Here is a 19,922-nt window from a genome sequence, read left to right as displayed (position 1 = left end):
TATCGTCACAGCTATATTAAGCTGCAATATTTAGAGCACGTATCATAGATTAAATAGAGTAGGGAGAGAAAATATGAAAGGGGATAAAGAGGTCATTCGCGCCTTAAATAAAGTACTCGGACAGTCATTGATTGCCATCAATCAGTATTTTTTGCATGCGCGTATCGCTCGTCATTGGGGGCTTGAAGCATTAAACGAGCATCTTTATAAACAGTCTATCGCTGAGATGAAGTGGTCGGATGATTTGATTGCGCGTATCTTATTATTAGGCGGTCTGCCAAACTTACAAGATTATGGCAAGATGTTCCTTGCAGAGGACGTGCCTGAGATGATTGAGTGCAACCTGCGTTTAGAAAAGCAAAAATTTGCTATTATCACTGAGGCAATTACCCTATGTGAAGAAAAGCGCGATTATGTATCACGCCAGCTATTGGTCACGCTAAAAGATGGTAATGAGGAATATGACGACTGGCTGGAGACTCAAGAAGACTTGATACAAAGTATCGGGGTTGAGCGTTATATTCAGTCACAAATGCATGACGACGACGCACCGTAATTAGCCACTCTTGACTGACACTTGCCAGCTTGTTTTTTGAGGATCTTTTAAGATATATCAAAGGACATGCTGGTATTTTTATGTCTATAAGACAGGTGTTTATAATGATAAAGCGCTAAGACAACTATCGATTGCTTGTTGCCTGTGAGACGTACCTAAGATAATCTCTAATATAAACCGCGACCATCTTCAGGCTTGAGTCGTAAAAAATACAGCCCTGATAAAATGGTCAAAATCCCCAGTATCCAATAAGTCGTTTGAAACGCCGCCAGCGTGTCTAGTCCAAAGCGCTCACGTAATAGGTTGAGCACCGCCGCGCCAAAGGCAATACCAAAGCCAATTGCTAGCTGCTGATTGACTGCCATAAGGCTATTACCGCTACTGGTCTGCACGCCTTCCAAATCACCAATGGTAATGGTGTTCATCGCGCTAAACTGCATAGAGTTACACGCGCCCATCAAGATAAGCAGCGGGATAAACCATAACCAATTATCAGGGTCGTTGAACTGCGCCAATAAGATGATGAGTATACCGATGAGCAGGGTATTTAACACCAAAACTTTGCGATAGCTAAAGCGCTGGATGATTTTGCTGACCCAAGGCTTGATACCGATGGCACCAATGGCGATAGGCGCAAGCAGCCAGCCTGCCTGCGAGGGCGAATACTCAAACACCACTTGTAATAATAATGGCAGTAAGAATGGCACAGCGCTGATACCCAAACGGGTAAATAAATTGCCCGTGATACCGATGCGAAAGGTACGAATATCAAATAGACTCAGTGGAAATAAAGGCGCGGGGCGGCGTTTGGCATGTGCCACATAAGCGCCTAGCAATACGCTGGCGGCCACCGCTAGCAGCAGACCATACATGCCGCGGCCTACCTGCGAGCCAAACTCTACGGCGAGAGTAAACCCACATGCCGCAGCGGCAAACAGCCCAAAGCCTAGCCAATCAAGGCGCTGGGTGTCTTCAAACAACGCAGGCACCAGTTTTTTGCCCATAACAAACCCTAAAACACCCATCGGAATATTGATCAAAAATATCCAATGCCAACTGGCATACTGGACGATATAACCGCCCAGCACCGGCCCCACGAGCGGCGCGACCAAGGCCGGTATCACGGCAAAGTTCATGACAGTTAGTAGCTTGTTGCGCGGATAAGACTTGACCAAGATTAGGCGCGCAACAGGCGTCATCATCGCCCCGCCAATCCCTTGTATCACCCGTGAGCCTATCAAAAAATCCAACGTGGGCGAGGCTGCGCACAGTAGCGAGCCAATAGAAAAAATAACAATGGCAGTCAAAAATATACGCCGCGTACCGTATTTGTCCGCCAAAAAGCCACTGATAGGAATAAAAATCGCCAACGTCAGCGCATAACTGATCACCGCCCATTGCATTTTTAGCGGCGACTCGCCGAGAGCTTGTGCCATCTGTGGCAGCGAGGTATTTAAAATAGTCGCGTCTAATATCTGCATAAACAGCGCCACCGCTAACACGTAGGGTAGGTATTTATCTTGCATTGGGGTTAGCGTTACCATGTGACTCTCATTAGATATTGGGTGTTAATCAGCAAATGATCTGTTTATTCGCGAGCGAAGCAGCCACAGCCGATAAGTGGCACAAGCTGGGTAGTATAAGAAACAGCGGCATATAATAACAGTGAATCAAAGTAACGATAAATAGCAACGATAAACAGTAGCAATAAAAGAAGGCGATAAAAACAAACATCACCGCAGAAAAAACCACCATCAAAAACTGCATCAACTGCATCCAGATCTGACCACAAACTTAGAACCTAGGCGCTGGCATGGTCACCTGGTATGGTCAAAAAGCGCTTATTTACAAGAGAGGGCTTTAATATCAAGGCAGAGTGTCGTTATAGTAATGACTGATACATCTTAAATAAAAACAGCCGACATCCAACGGATAGATAATAGGCACTGAACAAACCATTAACCACCTAGGGACTAATACCTCAGTACAAATTACCTCAGTACCAATAAATAATAGGCATCAATAATGATCGATAGTAAGGAGATATGATGAAACAAAACAATCACCATAGCACGCATGCTGATAACAACAGCACAAGTACAGCAAACGCCGCCTACGTCCCGCCCAAAGTATGGGTGCAAGACAAAGACAATGGCGGAAAGTTTGCCAGTATCAATCGGCCGACCGCTGGCGCGCGCCACGAGCAAGTGCTGCCGGTGGGCGCCGCGCCGTTGCAGCTGTATTCGCTCAACACCCCTAACGGCGTCAAGGTCAACATCCTCTTAGAAGAGCTGGCTGAGCTGGGCGTCAAAGGTGCTGAGTATGATGCGTATAAAATTGATATCTCTGAGGGCGATCAGTTTGGCTCAGGGTTTGTAGACATAAACCCAAACTCAAAGATTCCCGCCTTGGTCGATCGCTCGCATGATGAGACGGATGAGCCTATCGCTATCTTTGAGTCGGGCGCTATCATGATGTATCTGGCCGAAAAGTTTGGCAAGTTTATTCCGCTACCTTTAGGCAAGGCGCGCGCCGATTGTCTGTCTTGGGTCATGTGGCAGATGGGCAGTGCGCCTTTTTTAGGCGGCGGGTTTGGGCATTTTTACGCATATGCACCTGAGCCTTTAGAGTATCCGATCAACCGATATACGATGGAGACCAAACGGCAGCTTGATGTGCTAGATAAGCATTTAAAAGACCACAGCTATATGTGCGGTAATGATGACAGCGATTACAACATCGCTGATATGATTATTTGGGCATGGTATGGACAATTGGTGCTTGGCAAGCTCTATGATGCGGCTGAATTCTTACAAGTCGATGAGTATCAGCATGTCAAACGCTGGGCTCAAAATATCGCTGAGCGTCCAGCGGTCAAGCGCGCTGTAGACTTGAGCTTAAAACCTATCAATCAATAACCGTATTTATACCAGTCAAACAGGGTATGTCGGCATATCGATTTTATGCCAAATTGATTATAGTTAGAACAATAGGGCTGATAAGTGATGACTTATCGGCCCTATTTTCGATTTTTTGATACTTAATATGCTGTTTTAGATATCGCTTGTCATTCTACATTCATATATGTTTATATTGTAATAGTAGTATATTTATCTAATTACACAATGGTACATCTGTACAACAGATAGAAACATTAATACGTTAAGATAGCATGTCGCCACATTTATAACAGATGCGTAGACATCGTCTATTAATTAATGGATAGTGACTATGAAGGATGATACCAAGCTAGGAGGCTTTAGCAACTCCTGCCAATCTCAGCAGCGGCGTATATTACATATGTGTATGTTACATAGCAGCGAGCAAGACAGCAGACCAAACCCTGTGGCTGGCGTGACTGGTCTTATGATAGGTAGTGAGTTGCCTATATCCAAACATTATCTCATTCCTAAAACAATAAAATCTTTAAAAAAAATAACAAAGATACTTTTATTTATGATAAAAAATACCCTCTCATTTTCTCAGTTTATTCATATTCCTATACCCTTGGTCGCTGCTATCGGTGCTGCTGCCGTTAGTACAGCCAGCATGGCGGCAGGCGGCGGTATCGAGTTTACCAGTCAAGACTGGCAGGTGGCTTGTGATAACACCCGCACTTGCCGGCTGGCAGGCTATCAAGCAGAAAACAACAGTGAGTTTCCAGTCTCGGTGCTACTAGTACGCCGCGCTGGGGCAAATGCAGATGTCGATGGCAAGGTCAAGCTGGGCGGCGCTAAAGAAAGCTCCTCAAAGGCATTGATGCAGCTTGGCAGCCGTCACCGTATATCACTGCTGATCAATGGCAGAGACTATGGCGAGACTCGGCCTTTTTCTGCTGCCGCTGGCAACGCTGAGCTGACTGCCACGCAAGTCAATGCGCTATTAGAGGCATTGACCAAAACGAGTAAGATTGAGCTGGTTTTGCGCAACTCCCGCTGGCAGTTGTCGGATAAAGGGGCCAGCGCTGTCATGCTCAAGGCCGATGAGTTTCAGGGGCGAGTAGGGACACCGAGCGCTTTTATTAAGGCTGAAGGCGCCGCCAAACCCAATAGCAGTGTCTTGGCGCCCAAGCCTGCGCCAAAGCTAAGGTTTGTCGCTCCCAACCCGAAAGCTGTGCCCAGCGATCGACGAAAATTCGTCATGAGGTCGTCCCAGCTTGCCGCGCTGATGAAAGAGACCTTAAGAGATGCTGATCGTGACTGCCCAAACTTAGATGATAAGTCGCCATGGCGGGTCAGCCGCTTAAACAACTCTCAATTACTCGCGCAGCATGATTGCTGGGTGAGTGCCTATAATGCAGGCAGTGGCGTTTGGGTCATTAATGACAAAAAACCTTATAAGCCGACCTTGGTGACCACCAGTGCCACCAGCTATGACAAAGGCAAGCTAAGCTCGGTACAAAAAGGCCGTGGCATCGGCGACTGTATCAGTCAGGTTGATTGGCTATGGACGGGCAGGGCATTTGAAAAAAGCCATGAAAGCACTACAGGACTGTGCCGTATGATCGAGGCGGGCGGCGCGTGGCAGCTGCCAACCTATGTCACGGAGGTAAAAATAGGCAAATAATAGGATATTGCAAAAATAGCTACAGTTAGTTTTTTATTGTGCTATACTACGTCGCCACGAAAGCTTAGGCTTTTGTGAATTATGAGATTGATAACATCGCCTGCGATTTTGGGTCTAGGATTGACCATGAGTAATTGTTGCCGATGATTTTGTGTACTTAAATAACGTTTTTATCGTTGTTTTTGACTCATATCTTATCTACTGAATCATCACTATGGTTTGGATTGGTTGTTGTTTTCGATTATCTGCTTTGGACAAAGCATTGATAATACGCTGATAGCAAGCAAGGATAAGACACTCGGCACTACCACCAAAATACGTCAGACAGCACACATGCATTTATGATAGAAGCTTGGCTTGAATCGCTTAGCTTCTAACTATCGATATCGTTATATGATTCGATGGTAGCTCATAAAGGCAGTGTGGTGAACGGTTATCAGTGGTATGCATCAAGCTTGCTGAATGTACAGCATCTTATACTTACCCAAGGATTCTCATGACTGATATCTTATCTGCCATCGCCGCTGAAAACGGCATCATCGAAAGCACCGATACGCCAAACACTGACACCTCTAACACAGACGCTACTGCTCAAGCAGCAACAGACGCGGCCTCAGAAGACAAAACAACCTTTAGCGATCTTAATATTGCCAAGCCGATTTTGACCGCGCTTGATCGCATCGGTTATACCAATCCAACACCTATCCAAGAACAAGCCATTCCTTTTGCCTTACAAGGCCGCGACCTATTATTGTCTGCGCAAACCGGTAGTGGTAAGACCGCCGCTTTTGTTATCCCTGTACTCGATCGTCTAAGCCGTGCCACTAGCTTTGATAAGCTCACCAAAGCCCTTATCCTAACGCCAACGCGCGAGCTTGCTCAGCAGGTGCATGACAGCGTGCGCACGTACTCAAAAGACATGCGCGGTTTGTTCTGCGTGCCATTGGTCGGCGGCGCGCCTTACAACGGTCAAATCACCGCCCTACGTAAAGGTGTACAGGTCATCGTCGCCACGCCTGGTCGTTTGCTTGACCATATAAAAGCAGGCCGTGTGGATTTATCAAACCTTGAAGTGTTGGTACTAGATGAAGCGGACCGTATGCTTGACATGGGTTTTGCTGATGACATCAGTGATATCTTAAGCGCCGCGCCAACCGATCGTCAGACGATCATGTGTTCAGCCACTTGGGATGGCCCTGTCGGCAAAATCGCTGCCAGCTTTACCAAAAACCCTGAGCGCGTGTCTATCAAGGTAGAGTCAGCACACATCGAAGAAAAAGTGTACTACTGTGATGATTTTGATCACAAAAACAGATTGCTTGATAAAGTGGTTTGCCAACCAGAGATGGATCAAATCATCATCTTTGCGGCGACCAAACGCAGTACAGAAAAACTGGCCAAATCGCTACAAGAGCAAGGCCACAAAGCCAGCTTTTTACATGGAGACTTGCCGCAAAGCAAGCGTAACCGTATCGTTCAAGACTTACGTAATGGCAAATGCAAAATCCTAGTAGCGACTGACGTTGCTGCCCGTGGTCTTGACGTGCCAGCCATCTCACACGTCATCAACTACGACTTACCACGTCAAACAGAAGACTACGTGCACCGTATCGGCCGCTGTGGCCGTGCAGGTCGTACCGGTGTCGCCATCAGCCTATGCAGTATGGATGATCGCCCACAGTTAAACGCCATCAACCGCTACTTAGATCGTCAGATGGAAGTGTGCGTCATCGAGGGCATGGAGCCTAAGAAAACCTACGTACCAAGCGAAAACAAAGGACGCGGCCGTGGCCGTGGTCGCGGACGCTCTAACGGTGGTGGTCAAGGCCGTAGCCGCTCAAGCGGTGGTTATGCTGGCAAGTCTACTGGCGGTGGACGTGGTCGCTCAAACGATCGCGCAGCAACAGGCCAGCGCGCCAGCAATGATAGTGGGTACCAAGGCCAAGGTGCTGGCAAGTCACGTGATTCATCAGGTAAGCCAAAAGACCGTTTTGGTGGTAAACCATATCAGGGCAAGCGCGGTGACCGTGCAGCTACAGGCCGTGGTCGTCCAAGTGGTAGTCAAGGCCGCCCAGCGGGTCGCTCTGATAGCCGTGGCCAAGGTCGTCCAAATGGCGGCAACCGTGGTAAAAACTCGTAATACAGCGCCATAATATTGCTGGCGTTGATGACACTGTGATATATAGCGGTATAAAACTCGCCCAATAACAAAAAAGCCAGATACGTGTTATCTGGCTTTTTTGTGGCTATAGGTAAGGACTAAATGGTGTTGGCCATTTAATAACCACCCATCGTCAAACAAATAGGATAAACGCAGGATCCTTGCTTGCACCTATTTTTTGCCTTGTCTATACTGACGGGCTTTGATTAATCGTACACTCGGAGGCCTCTGATGCCCGCCACCTCAAGTTTAGCAATCGATAGCCTGCCATTAGCCTTTGGTATTATCATGGCAATCATTGGCCTAGTATTCTATACCCAAGGGCTGCCTGGTAAATTTTGGCGACGTTTTTACGCCATACTGCCCGGTATCGTTCTGTGCTGCTTTATACCCGCAACGCTCAACAGCTTAGGGGTTTTTGCAGACGGTGTTGGCTCGCAGATTTATGGCTTTACTGCTACCTACCTGTTGCCAGCCAGCTTGCTACTGATGACTCTGTCGATGGATGTGCCCAAGATATTGGGTCTAGGCTGGAAAGCCATTGCCATGTTCTTTGCCGCCAGTATCGCCATTATCATCAGTGGTCCGATCAGCTTAGGCATCGCCAAATGGGTGTCGCCTAGTATGTTTAGTGATGGCACCTTGTGGCGCGGGTTTTCGGCGGTCGCAGGAAGCTGGATCGGCGGCGCGGCCAACCAAGCGGCGATGAAGGAGCTATTTGGGGTCAGTGATGACTTGTTTGGCATGATGATTCTGGTCGATACCACCAACGCTTCGCTGTGGTTACTCGCGATACTTATCATGGCCAAACACAGCGATAAAATTGATAAATTGTTAAAAGCTGATAGCAGTAGTATCGACAAAGTCATCACCGCAGTTGAGAGCTATGAGCGCCACCATGCGCGGCCTGCGACTTTAAATGACCTCATGGTGATGTTTGGCCTGTGCTTTGCCATGGTGGGTGTGGCGCATTTTTTGGGCGGGCAAATCGCAGGGTTTTTTGCGCCTTATAGCTGGGCGGTGCAGTACAGCTTTGCCAGTAGCTTCTTTTGGATGGTGGTCATCATTACCATCATAGGGGTGATCTTCTCTTTTACCAGAATTCGCCGGCTTGATCATGTGGGCGCCTCCAAAATCGGTACAGTATTTATCTTTGTACTTATCGCGGCTATCGGCATGCAAATCAATCTAGCTGGTATTGTCTCGCAGTGGCGCCTGCTACTTATCGGTCTGCTATGGATGAGTATTCACGTTGTCATTATCTTTGCTGTCGCAAGGCTCATTCGTGCGCCGTTCTTCTTTCTGGCTGTGGGCTCCAATGCCAATACAGGCGGCGCGTCCTCAGCCCCGATTGTCGCTACCGCCTTTCATCCATCACTCGCACCAGTTGGGGTGTTTTTGGGTATTCTTGGTTATGCGGTCGGTACTTTTGGCGGCTATATCAGCACGCAGATGATGCGGTTGGTGGTGGGCTAAGGTTAAAAATTCCTCTGAGCTGTCAATCTCAATTAAAAAGAGCGTGCTAAGATATTTTCTTAATACGCTCTTTTTATGTCATTTAGGTATAAAGTTATCGTTTTGTCTCTCTATGCTATGAATACGTAAGCTTAGCTCTAGCCTACAGCCAAGGTGTGTTAACCTCTCGGTAATCAAATCTTATAATAATAATGAGTTAAGAGGAAAGACTGCGGTATGGCCAAGTACAATAATACAAACTCCCACGACCCTTATAGCACTCCCAATCACCAGCGAAACAAGCAACCAAACAGCCACGTTCAAGTCCGAGGCGCACGTGTGCATAATCTAAAAAACGTCGATGTTGATTTGCCACGTGATGCGCTGGTGGTGTTTACGGGTATATCAGGCTCAGGGAAGTCATCGCTGGCGTTTGGGACTTTGTTCGCCGAATCACAGCGGCGTTATCTGGATTCGGTGTCGCCGTATGCAAGGCGTCTGATCGATCAAGTGGACGAGCCAGATGTCGATGCCATAGAAGGCCTGCCTCCCGCAGTCGCCTTACAGCAGCAGCGGGGCACGCCTTCTGTACGCTCCTCCGTTGGTAGTGTCACGACCATATCAAACGGCTTGCGAATGTTGTACTCACGAGCTGGCGAGTACCCAGCAGATCAAGACATGCTCTACGCCGATGCATTCTCGCCCAATACGCCAGATGGTGCTTGCCCAAGATGTTCGGGTATTGGCCGAGTGTTTGATGTGACCGAAGAGTTGATGGTGCCTGATGGTAGCAAGTCCATTCGTGAGCGGGCGATTGCATCGTGGCCTGGCGCTTGGCAAGGACAAAACCTAAGCCGAATATTAACCACGCTTGGCTATGATATCGATACGCCGTGGCACAAATTGTCCAAAAAGTCTCGCGACTGGATTTTGTTTACCGATGAGACGCCAACGGTCCCGGTCTATCCTGAATACGATATGGCGCAAACGCGTGCTGCGATTGAAAAAGGTGAAAAGCCCAATTATATGGGCACGTATATCAGCGCCAAAAACTTTATCTTAAATGCCTTTACCACCACGCAAAGCCCACGGGTCAAAAAACGGGTCTCGCAGTTTATGCAAATCTCTGTATGCCCAGAGTGCCACGGTAAAAAACTCAAAAAAGAATCGCTATCGGTGACTTTTGCAGGGCTGGATATCGGCGAGCTGTCACAACTTACATTAACCGATTTGGCGTTAACGCTGGAAAAAACAGCGCATACAAAAATCGAAGATGACACCCCCAACCGTGAAAAAGCCATCGTCGCACAGCGCATTGCTAGCGATATATTAGCGCGTGTTGAAGCACTAACGAGACTGGGCTTGGGTTACTTGTCGCTTGAGCGCACCACGCCGACATTATCGCCAGGTGAGCTACAGCGATTGCGATTAGCGACCCAAATTCGCTCGCAGCTGTTTGGGGTGGTGTATGTGCTTGATGAGCCATCCGCAGGCTTGCATCCTGCCGACACGCAAGCACTGTTGGGGGCATTGGATGAGCTCATCGCCGCTGGCAATTCAGTGTTTGTCGTCGAGCATGATGTGAGCGTTATTCGCCATGCCGATTGGGTGGTCGATGTCGGGCCGCAGGCGGGCACGCATGGCGGCGAGATTGTCTATAGCGGCCCTGTAGAGGGTTTGCGTCAGGTTGCTGCATCAACAACCGCACAATATCTCTTTACCGATAAAGAGACGGCGCACAAAAAACCGCTTAGAAAACCTAACGCTTGGCTAAAGCTTGCTGATATAGAGCGTAACAACATCCAAGGGTTAAGTATTGCGTTTCCGCTAGGGGTGATGACCTGTGTCACTGGCGTATCGGGATCAGGTAAATCAAGCTTGGTCAGTCAGGCGCTAGTTGAGTTAGTCAATGAAGCCTTAGGGAAAGAGGTGGTTACCCAAGCTGCAACTGATGAAGCGGATTTGTTAGATCAGGAAATCGAGACGGTCACTAAAGGCCAAATTATTGCTGGTATGGACAAAGTCAGCCGCCTTATTGATATCAATCAAAAAGCCATTGGTCGTACGCCGCGCTCAAACCTTGCCACCTATACAGGGCTGTTTGACGATGTCCGTAAATTATTTGCGGCAACGGCAGAGGCCAAAGCGCGCGGCTATGATGCGGGCCGTTTTTCCTTTAACACGCCAAAGGGTCGTTGCCCCAACTGTGAAGGCCTAGGGTTTGTCAGTGTTGAGCTGTTATTTTTGCCGAGTGTTTATGCGCCTTGCCAAGTTTGTCACGGTCAGCGCTATGATAATGACACGTTGGCGATTACTTACCGAGATAAAAACATCGCTGAAGTGCTGGATCTCACGGTAGAATCTGCTTATACGTTTTTTGATGGAGAAGCCTCGATATTACGTGCTTTAGATGCTCTCTTGCAAGTTGGTCTTGGCTACTTGCGTCTGGGGCAGCCAGCGACTGAACTGTCGGGCGGCGAGGCGCAGCGTATCAAGCTTGCCACCGAGCTACAACGTACCCAGCGTGGCGATACGCTTTATATCCTTGATGAGCCGACCACTGGCCTACATCCTGCTGATGTGTCGATGCTGATGGCGCAATTAGATGCGCTCGTCGAGGCAGGCAATACCGTCATTATGGTTGAACACGATATGCAAGTGGCCAGCAATAGCGATTGGATTATCGATATTGGCCCAGGAGCAGGGGATGCAGGCGGGCAAGTCGTTGCTCAAGGCATACCTGAGGATGTGGCAACATCAAAGACCAGCCAAACTGCACCGTTTTTATTGATATAGCGTTAATTGGCGCAGTATTATCATTATTGCATATCGTTTAACGTTAAGGAACAACCATGTTTGGCATGATAAAAGACTGGCGTGAGCAGCGCATACTAGACAATAGTAAGTTTACCACGGCTGATTGGCGGCAAGCTGCCAAGCGCATTGTTATACTTGATAGACTAAATGAGGACGAAAGGAGCCGTCTGTTTGAGCTGGCGACGTTATTCTTAGATGAAAAGTCGATTACCGGCGCGCAGGGCTTTGAGATTACCGATAAAGTCAGACTGTCTATTGCCTTGCAAGCTTGCCTACCGATTCTAAATTTAGGGCTGGAATGGTATAAAGACTGGTCGTCTATTATCATCTATCCTGGCTCATACAAAAGCCAGGCGAAAACCGTCGATGAGTTTGGCATTGTCCATGAGGGTACTCAACATCGTAGCGGAGAGGCATGGCTGCGTGGGCCTGTCATTCTGTCATGGAAGGACGCCAAGCACTCAGGTGAGCGTGACGGTCATAATGTCGTCATTCATGAGTTCGTACACAAGCTCGATATGCTTAACGGTCGTGCCAATGGTTTTCCGCCCCTGCAGCCCGATATGAATCCTGAGCATTGGACAATAATTATGAGCCGTGATTTTGAAGATTTTCAAAATCATCGTAAGTCAGGACTGGATCGCTATGGTGCGACCAATCCAGCGGAGTTTTTTGCGGTGCTTAGCGAAGTGTTTTTTGAGACCCCGCAAAAGCTATTCGATGCGTATCCTGATATTTATGACATTATGGTGAAGTTTTTTCAGCAAACACCGCTGTAGTCTTTATAGCAAAACCGTAAGTCATAGATGTACTCATCATATCAATATAAACAGCAAAACACGCATAAATTCGGCAGCCCAATAAGTTTTTGGGATTTTTGCAGCATGCCAAGCTGCTAAATCTGATTGTCTTGACATTGAGTGCACCCAAAGAGGTGATGATGAGTAAGATGTCAGCGATACAGTCTGTGCATCTCAAACGTATCGAGCATTATGTGAATTTAAATTTAGCAAACCCTCATTTGAGCCCAAACACCGTCGCTGCAGCTTGTCATATTTCTGTTAGATACCTGCACAAACTCTTTGCCAGCCTGCCTTATAGCTTTTCGGAATGGGTCAAGATGCTGCGCTTAAAGCAGGCCAATCATATTTTAAAATCAAATAGCTATGTACCATTGAAGAAGTCACTCATAGGGTCGGCTATGGTGACCAAAGTTACTTTTCTCGCATTTATAAACAGTATTTTGGTTATCCACCTCAAGATACGCGCAGCAAGGGATAACAAGGTATTATTAACGCTAAACTGAAATACTTGAAAAATAAGCAATAGCACAGTCTTTTATATTTATAAAAAAGAATATATAGTATAAAGACAGCAAAAAAGGGCAGGGCATCATGGTTGAGCGTCAGCATCCTGCTGTTTTAGCTGCTATTTGCTTATAAATGCACTAAACCGTCCACTGGTCAGTGATAACGGCTACCAGATAACGCTTACCTTGATAGTCATCAAACACCAAGCGCAACACCCGCCAGTCTAAACCGCTGTATTCATCACTACCTTTATAGTAAAACTCAACGACATCAGAGTTTTGATATATTTTATTTAGGTTATTGATGCTATTGCTACTTTTTTGAAACTCATTGATGCTAAGGGTAGCGTCATTAAAGGTTTTGGCCTTTACCCAAGTGTCTAGGTACTCTGGTAGCGGTATGATTAATGGCGCACCAGAGCCGTCACGTTCACCCCAAGTAAAGCGGATTTTGGACTGCTGCAAATACTGAGCATACTGTTCACGGCTAAAGACCTTATCGGACTCAGGGCGCACATAGGCATACATGGAGAAACGCACACCACGGGTAGGATGAATATCCTTGGTGATTCTGGCATAGTCGTTATTGGCAAGTGCACGCTGGATGCGTAACGCTTGCTGTTTGAGCGTTTGTTGGCTCATGTCCGTGGTTACGGGGGTGTTGGTGGATTGCGCCGATGTATTTATAGTGGACTCAGCTGAGGATTGACAGCCTGTTGCTGCCAATACAAAGGCGAACATACCACTTGTCATTATCGAAAAATAAGGGGGTTTTAACGCTGCAAATAGGGTCATATTATGTCCTTATGATGGCCGTTACTGGGATTATGCAAAGCGACAATCGTTAATCATCTCAACCTGAATGATACGATAAGACAGCACAGCCCTCATATGAGTGTGATGTAATGGTTAATAGCTATTTGTGTAAAAAAATAGGGTAAATTGACCCATGCAGATTATTAAACCATTGATACCCATACTGATATCGCTCGCGGCAGGATTTGCGACGTTTGCTCATGCAGCAATTAATGTTACAAAGAGTAATACGACAACAGGCATGCAGACATATAACGCGCAAAAACTACAAACCATTCGCCAGATGTATGAGCAAGACATCCGTAATGAAGGCATGGATAATCCAGTCGTCCTGCAACAATACGCCAATACAGCGCTGCAAAACGCCATGCAGTTAGAACAAACATATTTTGAGACAGCGCAAATGTCTTGTCATGTGGGTTACGATGTATTATGGAACTCACAGGATCCTGATTATCAGCAAGACAAGCAGTTTGCCATCACTGATAAAGGGCTGGTTAAAGTCAGCTTGGCACAAGGCGGCGATGTCTATTATGATTTGATTTGTGATGATAAAAATTGCCAAGTGGCAGACGTGATATTAACTGATCAAGGAAAATCGCTGCGTGAGCATTTGCTAAAAGCTTGCCGTTAGTTTGAGAAAAGTATGGTGATGGATTGGTTTGGTGATGGACTGATGATTTGCTGGGAGCATCAATAGAAAGTAACGTAAGTAAAATCGTCGAATCAGTATGTATAAAAAGCTTATCGGCAACTTATTAAAAGCATTGGTTTGTTTTCGCATAATGTATATTATGTTAAATAAGGTCTATAAAATACTATATCAGTGATTATATTAGCGCTTACTAGACATTGCCTTGCTAAGCACTGTATGGTCAGTCCACCCTACAAGGAACATCATTAATCATTAATCATTAACCATTGGTCTCGCGGTACAAGGTGGTTTGTGATTCATCTTTAAATTCTTCGTAAGTAATCACAGGCTCAGCATCCAACTCAGTATCCAAATCCTCATCCTCGCTGGTTGAGGCAGCATTGTTTTGACTTTCGTCAGCTGGCTGCTCGGTTGTGGCGATTTCGTCTGATTTATCCGAGCTAAGTGCTGCAGCAGAGTCGCTTGACGCTGTATGATCAACAGTTGCACTGGTGTCTGTCATTGCATCTTGCTCTTGCTGAGTCGCTACAGCTACATCAGGGGTTGTGGCTTCTGTACTTTGTATAGGGTTGTCTTTTGTATCGCTAGAGAAATAAGTGATGGCGGCATAACCCAGCACGGCCGCTGCCAAAAGTACTGAGCCGATACCGATAATGAGTGTTGATGGTTTGCGTTTACTTGCCAGCGCTTGCTCGTCTTGAGGATCGATACTTTGACTTTGAGAGTCGGTAATTTGATAGCTGCTAGCCTCAACCTCTGTGCTGGCAGCCGCTTGACGATCCTGTGATTCATGATCGTCGATGTGATGCTTTGGCGCTACGCCGCTATCTATTTCTACAATATCTGCGCTAAATACACTGCCCGTCCCTTTGTCGGTATCTAGCCCACCCTCAGGCGTTGATACACTGTGAGAGGTCGTGCTATCTGGCTCAGAAAAGTCCAGCGTAAAATCAAGTTTGTCGTTGTCGCGCTCAGTATCTGGTGTCGCAGCTGTTGGGTCTTTTGGCGGCTGTTTTGGCTGGCTGTCATGCTTATCTTGACTGGTAAACCATTGTAGCTCTTCGTCGGTCAGCGGCTCATAAGCAGGTAGATGATGTGCGCTTTTTAGAGGCTCTAGTTTTTTATGAGGCTCAGGGTGGTGCACGCGTTTCAAAAAACGCTTGTAGATACCACCATTGCGCTTGTCTCTGCGATTTTTAGCATTGGCAATCTTTTTTGCCAACTTTGTGTCAAGCTTTGCTTCAAGATCAATACTACTGTCATTATTTATATCGTTCATAGAATGATACCGAGCCAGTTATACTATTACCATTAGATAAAGGATGATACAGTTTATTTGCCAAATGTAACAGCACCGTTACGGCCAATATAATTGCCTACTGCTCTATCTTCAAGCACAATTTGTAGGTTTTACCTATTTACCCTTACAGGGCGCGCTTGATTTTTTCAAACGTATGATGGTTCTTTCATCATGTCAGGCGCGTTGCCAACGTTTTAAATCAAACGATTAAAATACAGTATAAAGATAACAATAGATATAACAGGCACTCAGATATGGATTTAAAACAACTGAAGGCGTTCATTGCGATTGCAGATCTACGCAGCTTTAGCGCAGCGGCAACCCAGACAGGTTTGTCGCAGCCAAGTCTGAGTCGCCTGATCAAACAGCTTGAGACAGAGATGGGGGTGGTGCTCATTGATCGTTACCATCGGCCGTTGCATTTGACAGATGCGGGGGCGTTTTTTTATGAAAAAATCAGTGCCGTACTGACAGAGATTGAGGCAGTCACTAGCATGACTCAGCGCTTATCTATGCCCAGTAGTACACTCAATATCGGCTTTGTGCCATCGGTGCTGTATGGGCTACTACCCGACATTATCGCCACCCTAAAGCAGTCAAATCCTGATATCGATGTCAATCTTAAAGACATCAGCTCTTATCAGCAGATCGATGCCCTAAAATCTGGCGAGATTGACATTGGTTTTGGGCGCTTTGCTCACCAAGATCCTTGGATTCAGCAGATACTCCTACGTCATGAGCGCTACGTGGTGGCCTTGCCCAAGGCGCATCCGCTCGCGCAGGTGCGTGCGCAGCGTTTGATCGATTTGGCAAATAACCGCCTGATTTTATACCATCAAACGCATCTACCGATAGCCACCACAGTATCGACAGCTTTTTCGTCATCAAAGCCTAAGTCGCCGGCCTCTTCGCCAATCGATACCGATTCTGCAGCTCAGCAGCATACGTCATTGGACTCTCAAGCGCCGCTAGGACAAAACGAGCCGATCACCGAGCCGCTGCTGCATTTATTTGCCCAATACGGTGTATCACCATTTATGACCACGACAGTGAGTGACTTACAAGTAGCGCTGGGCCTAGTGGCGGCAGGCGAAGGGATCACGCTGGTGCCTGCCAGCCTAAGCACTGTCCGTACCGAGCAGATCAGCTATCAGCGCCTCATTCACGAAAACGCCACCTCTCCTATTTATTTACATACGCTCAAAGACTGCGTTCATCCAAGCATCCCCGACCTACTCACCGCGACGTATCAAGTGTATGAGCAGCGCGGTATCACCTATCGACCACAAAAATTTGCCTCGATGCCTTAAATTATCAGATATCGAACGATTATTATGTTATAAAGAACGGCCAAAAAAATTCGTCCAAACTCTTGATATTTATATGCAATTATGCTAACTATCGAGAATGGGCATGCAAACAATTAGTAATAGTTATTAGAATAATCATTCTCCTGAACAGCTTCGGTGTGCTAAAGTCGATAAAAGATGAATCGTTTTATTAAAGGTAATAGAAAATTCATGACCGTTCATTGGCAGACTGACACAGGTAAGTGATGATTTGCCGTTCAAACATCTCGAGGTATTCATGTCCACACAACCACTCAACAACTCTCGCATTGCAAGCACCGACGCGACCGACAGCGCAACCGATGAGGCGCAGCAGCCCAAGGGCTTTAGCTGGCGTATCTTTGGCCCAGGGATTTTGATGGCGACGGCCGCTATCGGCGGCTCGCATCTGATCTCATCAACGCAGGCTGGCGCGATATATGGCTGGCAGCTTGCGATCATGATTATTTTGGCCAACGTCGTTAAGTATCCGTTTTTTCGCTTTGGTACTGATTATGTCTATGACACAGGTGAGAGTCTGATTGCTGGCTATGCCAAGCGCTCAAAGGTCTATCTTTGGGTTTACTTTATCCTATCTGTCTTGTCTGCCGTCATCAGTACCGGCGCTGTGTCACTGATTGCTGCGGTGATATTAGGCTTTATGCTGCCCGCCTCTCTTGGCCTATCGACGATGACGTTATCGTTCATCATTGTGGCTGTATCATGGTTCTTTTTGATTGCAGGTCACTATAAGGTACTCGATGGCGTGACCAAATGGATCATGATTGCTCTCACGACGGCTACCGTTGCGGCGGTCATCATCGCTGCTGGCAAGCCGACCGTGATGGCGGCTGATTTTGTTGCCGCCTCGCCATGGAATTTGGCGACACTAGGCTTTATTGTGGCGTTGATGGGCTGGATGCCCGCGCCATTAGAGTTTGCTGCCATTACCTCTATGTGGACCTCTGCCAAGGTCAAAACCGATCATACGACCCACCGTCAGGGCTTGCTAGACTTTAATGTTGGTTACTCAGTATCTGCGATTTTGGCGCTGTTTTTCTTATCACTTGGCGTGTTTGTGCAGTACGGCTCAGGACAAGAGATTGAGCTGGTTGGCGGCGCTTATATTAATCAGTTGATCAACATGTACACAGCGACCATCGGTGAGTGGTCGCGGCTGCTAGTCGCCTTCGTCGCCTTTATGTGTATGTTTGGCACCACCATCACCTGTGCCGACGGTTATGGCCGTGCCAATGCAGAGTGCTGGCGTTTGCTCAAAGGTGAAAAGGAAATCAACACAAAACAAGTCGCGTTTTGGACAACTTATGCCATCGGTGGTGGTTTGGTAATCATTACCTTCTTTACAGGTCAGCTTGGCGCGATGCTCAAGTTTGCTATGATTTCCGCCTTTGTCTCAGCGCCCATCTTTGGCTGGCTCAACTACTCATTGGTGAAAAAGCATAAAAAGCTCTCAGCTGGCATGAATGCTTGGTCGATCGCTGGGCTTATTTTCTTAGCCAGCTTTGCGTTATTGTTCTTAGCCAACCTAACCGGTATGTTTGGCTAGAGAGCATAAAAGCACCTCTTTCTTAAACGAATAAGGCTCAAGCGATAAAAGCCCTTTTAGCATTTTTAGTATTGCTATTAGGGCTTTTTTTTGGCGAATAGATAACGCCCCTGCTCCTTTGCTTTGTCAAAGCCTGCCAGCGTAGATGTAATTGTAAATAAATGTAAATAAAACCTCGCCGGTACTTTAATGATTTAAAGGATATAAATAATAAATCAAAGAAATAATGACTTTTTGGATAATGCTATTTGAAATACGAATAGATTTACTTTTATTTCACTGATAAATTAGCAATTGTTTATAAACCTAGCTTGGCAGGGTCTTTGCATCGGTAGATATTTGGGTATAATCAAAAACTAATACGATCAACCTCACTTTTTACTTTTTATACTCAGTGTTTTGCATAAAACGATAACAAGGACAAGGACCACCACATGACTTCTTTATCCGCTGGCGCACGTTTTCGCCAAGCTTTGGCTCAAAAAAACGACCAAAACCAACCCTTACAGATCGTCGGTACTATCAACGCCTATACCGCGATGATGGCGACCCAAGTCGGTCATCAGGCCATCTATCTATCAGGCGGCGGCGTGGCCAATGCGTCTTTTGGCTTACCTGATCTGGGCATGACCAGCCTTGATAATGTGCTAGAGGATGCGCGCCGTATCACCGACGCGGTAGATACGCCGTTATTGGTCGATATCGATACTGGTTTTGGTGGCGCTTTTAATATCGCCCAAACCATCAAAAAAATGGAAAAAGCGGGCGTGGCTGCTGTACATATCGAAGACCAAGTGGCACAAAAACGCTGCGGCCATCGCCCAAACAAAGAAATCGTCAGTATCTCAGAGATGGTCGATCGCCTAAAAGCGGCCTTAGATGCCAAAACCGACCCTGATTTTGTGGTCATGGCGCGCACCGATGCGTTATCGGTCGAAGGGTTAGACGCGGCGGTTGAGCGTGCCGTTGCTTTTGCTGAGGCCGGCGCTGATATGATTTTTGCAGAAGCGTTAACCGACATCGAGATGTATCGCAAGTTTACCGATGTGCTCGATATCCCTGTACTGGCCAACATGACAGAGTTTGGCCAGACCGATCTATACACCACCGATCAGCTATATGGAGTGGGTGTCGATATGGTGCTGTACCCTTTATCTGCTTTTCGCGCGATGAACAAAGCCGCCCTCAATGTCTATCAGCATCTATTAGATGACGGCACACAAGAAAACGTCGTCGATACCATGCAGACCCGCATGGAGCTATATGATTTCTTAAACTATCACGAGTTTGAGCAAACGCTAGACAAACTGTTTGCAGATAACAAGTAAGCACCGATTAATAAGTGTCAATCAATAAGTATCTATAGTAAGTGCTTATCACTATGACATCACC

The 19,922-nt window shown here is 46.8% G+C and carries 15 protein-coding genes; 12 read left to right on the top strand and 3 right to left on the bottom strand.

The window, feature by feature from the left end; all coding sequences use genetic code 11:
* Positions 1 to 73 precede the first annotated feature (73 nt).
* A complete protein-coding gene (bfr, locus tag JFC05_RS03550) occupies positions 74 to 556 on the top strand; it encodes a bacterioferritin (RefSeq protein WP_198335796.1) in 483 nt (160 codons plus the stop codon).
* Between the two features lie 167 nt (positions 557 to 723).
* Here bfr and JFC05_RS03545 read toward each other — a convergent pair whose 3' ends face one another.
* The gene (locus JFC05_RS03545) at positions 724 to 2,100 is read right to left on the bottom strand and encodes a DHA2 family efflux MFS transporter permease subunit (protein ID WP_198335795.1); all 1,377 of its coding nucleotides are present in this window, start codon (positions 2,098 to 2,100) and stop codon (positions 724 to 726) included.
* A 501-nt stretch (positions 2,101 to 2,601) separates the two neighbouring features.
* Here JFC05_RS03545 and yghU point away from each other — a divergent pair.
* The 7 genes from yghU (at position 2,602) to JFC05_RS12985 (ending at position 12,861) form a co-directional block, all read left to right on the top strand.
* The gene (gene yghU, locus JFC05_RS03540; protein ID WP_227697390.1) at positions 2,602 to 3,474 is read left to right on the top strand and encodes a glutathione-dependent disulfide-bond oxidoreductase; all 873 of its coding nucleotides are present in this window, start codon (positions 2,602 to 2,604) and stop codon (positions 3,472 to 3,474) included.
* A 538-nt stretch (positions 3,475 to 4,012) separates the two neighbouring features.
* Entirely contained in the window at positions 4,013 to 5,122 is a 1,110-nt protein-coding gene (locus JFC05_RS03535) for a DUF1176 domain-containing protein (protein WP_227697389.1), read from the top strand.
* Between the two features lie 496 nt (positions 5,123 to 5,618).
* Complete coding sequence (csdA, locus tag JFC05_RS03530) at positions 5,619 to 7,262, top strand: DEAD/DEAH box helicase CsdA (RefSeq protein WP_198335794.1); 1,644 nt, start codon at positions 5,619 to 5,621, stop codon at positions 7,260 to 7,262.
* A 252-nt stretch (positions 7,263 to 7,514) separates the two neighbouring features.
* Positions 7,515 to 8,759, top strand: coding sequence for a DUF819 family protein (locus JFC05_RS03525; RefSeq protein WP_198335793.1), 1,245 nt, complete (start codon positions 7,515 to 7,517; stop codon positions 8,757 to 8,759).
* A gap of 216 nt (positions 8,760 to 8,975) precedes the next feature.
* Positions 8,976 to 11,534: an excinuclease ABC subunit UvrA gene (gene uvrA, locus JFC05_RS03520; protein ID WP_198335792.1), complete on the top strand. Its 2,559-nt coding sequence runs from the start codon at positions 8,976 to 8,978 to the stop codon at positions 11,532 to 11,534.
* A 56-nt stretch (positions 11,535 to 11,590) separates the two neighbouring features.
* A complete protein-coding gene (locus JFC05_RS03515) occupies positions 11,591 to 12,334 on the top strand; it encodes a M90 family metallopeptidase (RefSeq protein WP_198335791.1) in 744 nt (247 codons plus the stop codon).
* A 161-nt stretch (positions 12,335 to 12,495) separates the two neighbouring features.
* Positions 12,496 to 12,861: a helix-turn-helix transcriptional regulator gene (locus JFC05_RS12985; RefSeq protein WP_244658176.1), complete on the top strand. Its 366-nt coding sequence runs from the start codon at positions 12,496 to 12,498 to the stop codon at positions 12,859 to 12,861.
* Positions 12,862 to 13,002: 141 nt separating this feature from the next.
* Here the strand turns inward: JFC05_RS12985 and JFC05_RS03505 are convergent, their stop codons facing one another.
* Positions 13,003 to 13,659, bottom strand: coding sequence for a hypothetical protein (locus tag JFC05_RS03505; RefSeq protein WP_227697388.1), 657 nt, complete (start codon positions 13,657 to 13,659; stop codon positions 13,003 to 13,005).
* Positions 13,660 to 13,813: 154 nt separating this feature from the next.
* Here JFC05_RS03505 and JFC05_RS03500 point away from each other — a divergent pair, with 154 nt between their 5' ends.
* Positions 13,814 to 14,314 (top strand): hypothetical protein, encoded by a 501-nt coding sequence (locus tag JFC05_RS03500; RefSeq protein WP_227697387.1) that lies wholly within the window; start codon positions 13,814 to 13,816, stop codon positions 14,312 to 14,314.
* A 280-nt stretch (positions 14,315 to 14,594) separates the two neighbouring features.
* Here JFC05_RS03500 and JFC05_RS03495 read toward each other — a convergent pair whose 3' ends face one another.
* Positions 14,595 to 15,614 (bottom strand): hypothetical protein, encoded by a 1,020-nt coding sequence (locus JFC05_RS03495; protein WP_198335790.1) that lies wholly within the window; start codon positions 15,612 to 15,614, stop codon positions 14,595 to 14,597.
* Positions 15,615 to 15,889: 275 nt separating this feature from the next.
* On the opposite strand from JFC05_RS03495, the gene JFC05_RS03490 reads away from it, so the two are divergent.
* The 3 genes from JFC05_RS03490 (at position 15,890) to prpB (ending at position 19,858) form a co-directional block, all read left to right on the top strand.
* Positions 15,890 to 16,945: a LysR family transcriptional regulator gene (locus JFC05_RS03490; RefSeq protein WP_198335789.1), complete on the top strand. Its 1,056-nt coding sequence runs from the start codon at positions 15,890 to 15,892 to the stop codon at positions 16,943 to 16,945.
* 277 nt (positions 16,946 to 17,222) lie between these two features.
* Complete coding sequence (locus JFC05_RS03485; protein ID WP_198335788.1) at positions 17,223 to 18,530, top strand: NRAMP family divalent metal transporter; 1,308 nt, start codon at positions 17,223 to 17,225, stop codon at positions 18,528 to 18,530.
* A 434-nt stretch (positions 18,531 to 18,964) separates the two neighbouring features.
* Positions 18,965 to 19,858 carry a methylisocitrate lyase gene (gene prpB / locus JFC05_RS03480; RefSeq protein ID WP_105245810.1) on the top strand — a complete coding sequence of 298 codons (894 nt, stop codon included), beginning with the start codon at positions 18,965 to 18,967 and terminating at the stop codon, positions 19,856 to 19,858.
* The last annotated feature ends 64 nt before the right edge of the window (positions 19,859 to 19,922 follow it).

Origin of the sequence: Psychrobacter celer, from assembly GCF_016107555.1 — a bacterium.
GTDB classification, from domain to species: Bacteria; Pseudomonadota; Gammaproteobacteria; order Pseudomonadales; family Moraxellaceae; genus Psychrobacter; species Psychrobacter celer.
This window is presented reverse-complemented; position numbering and strand designations above follow the sequence as displayed.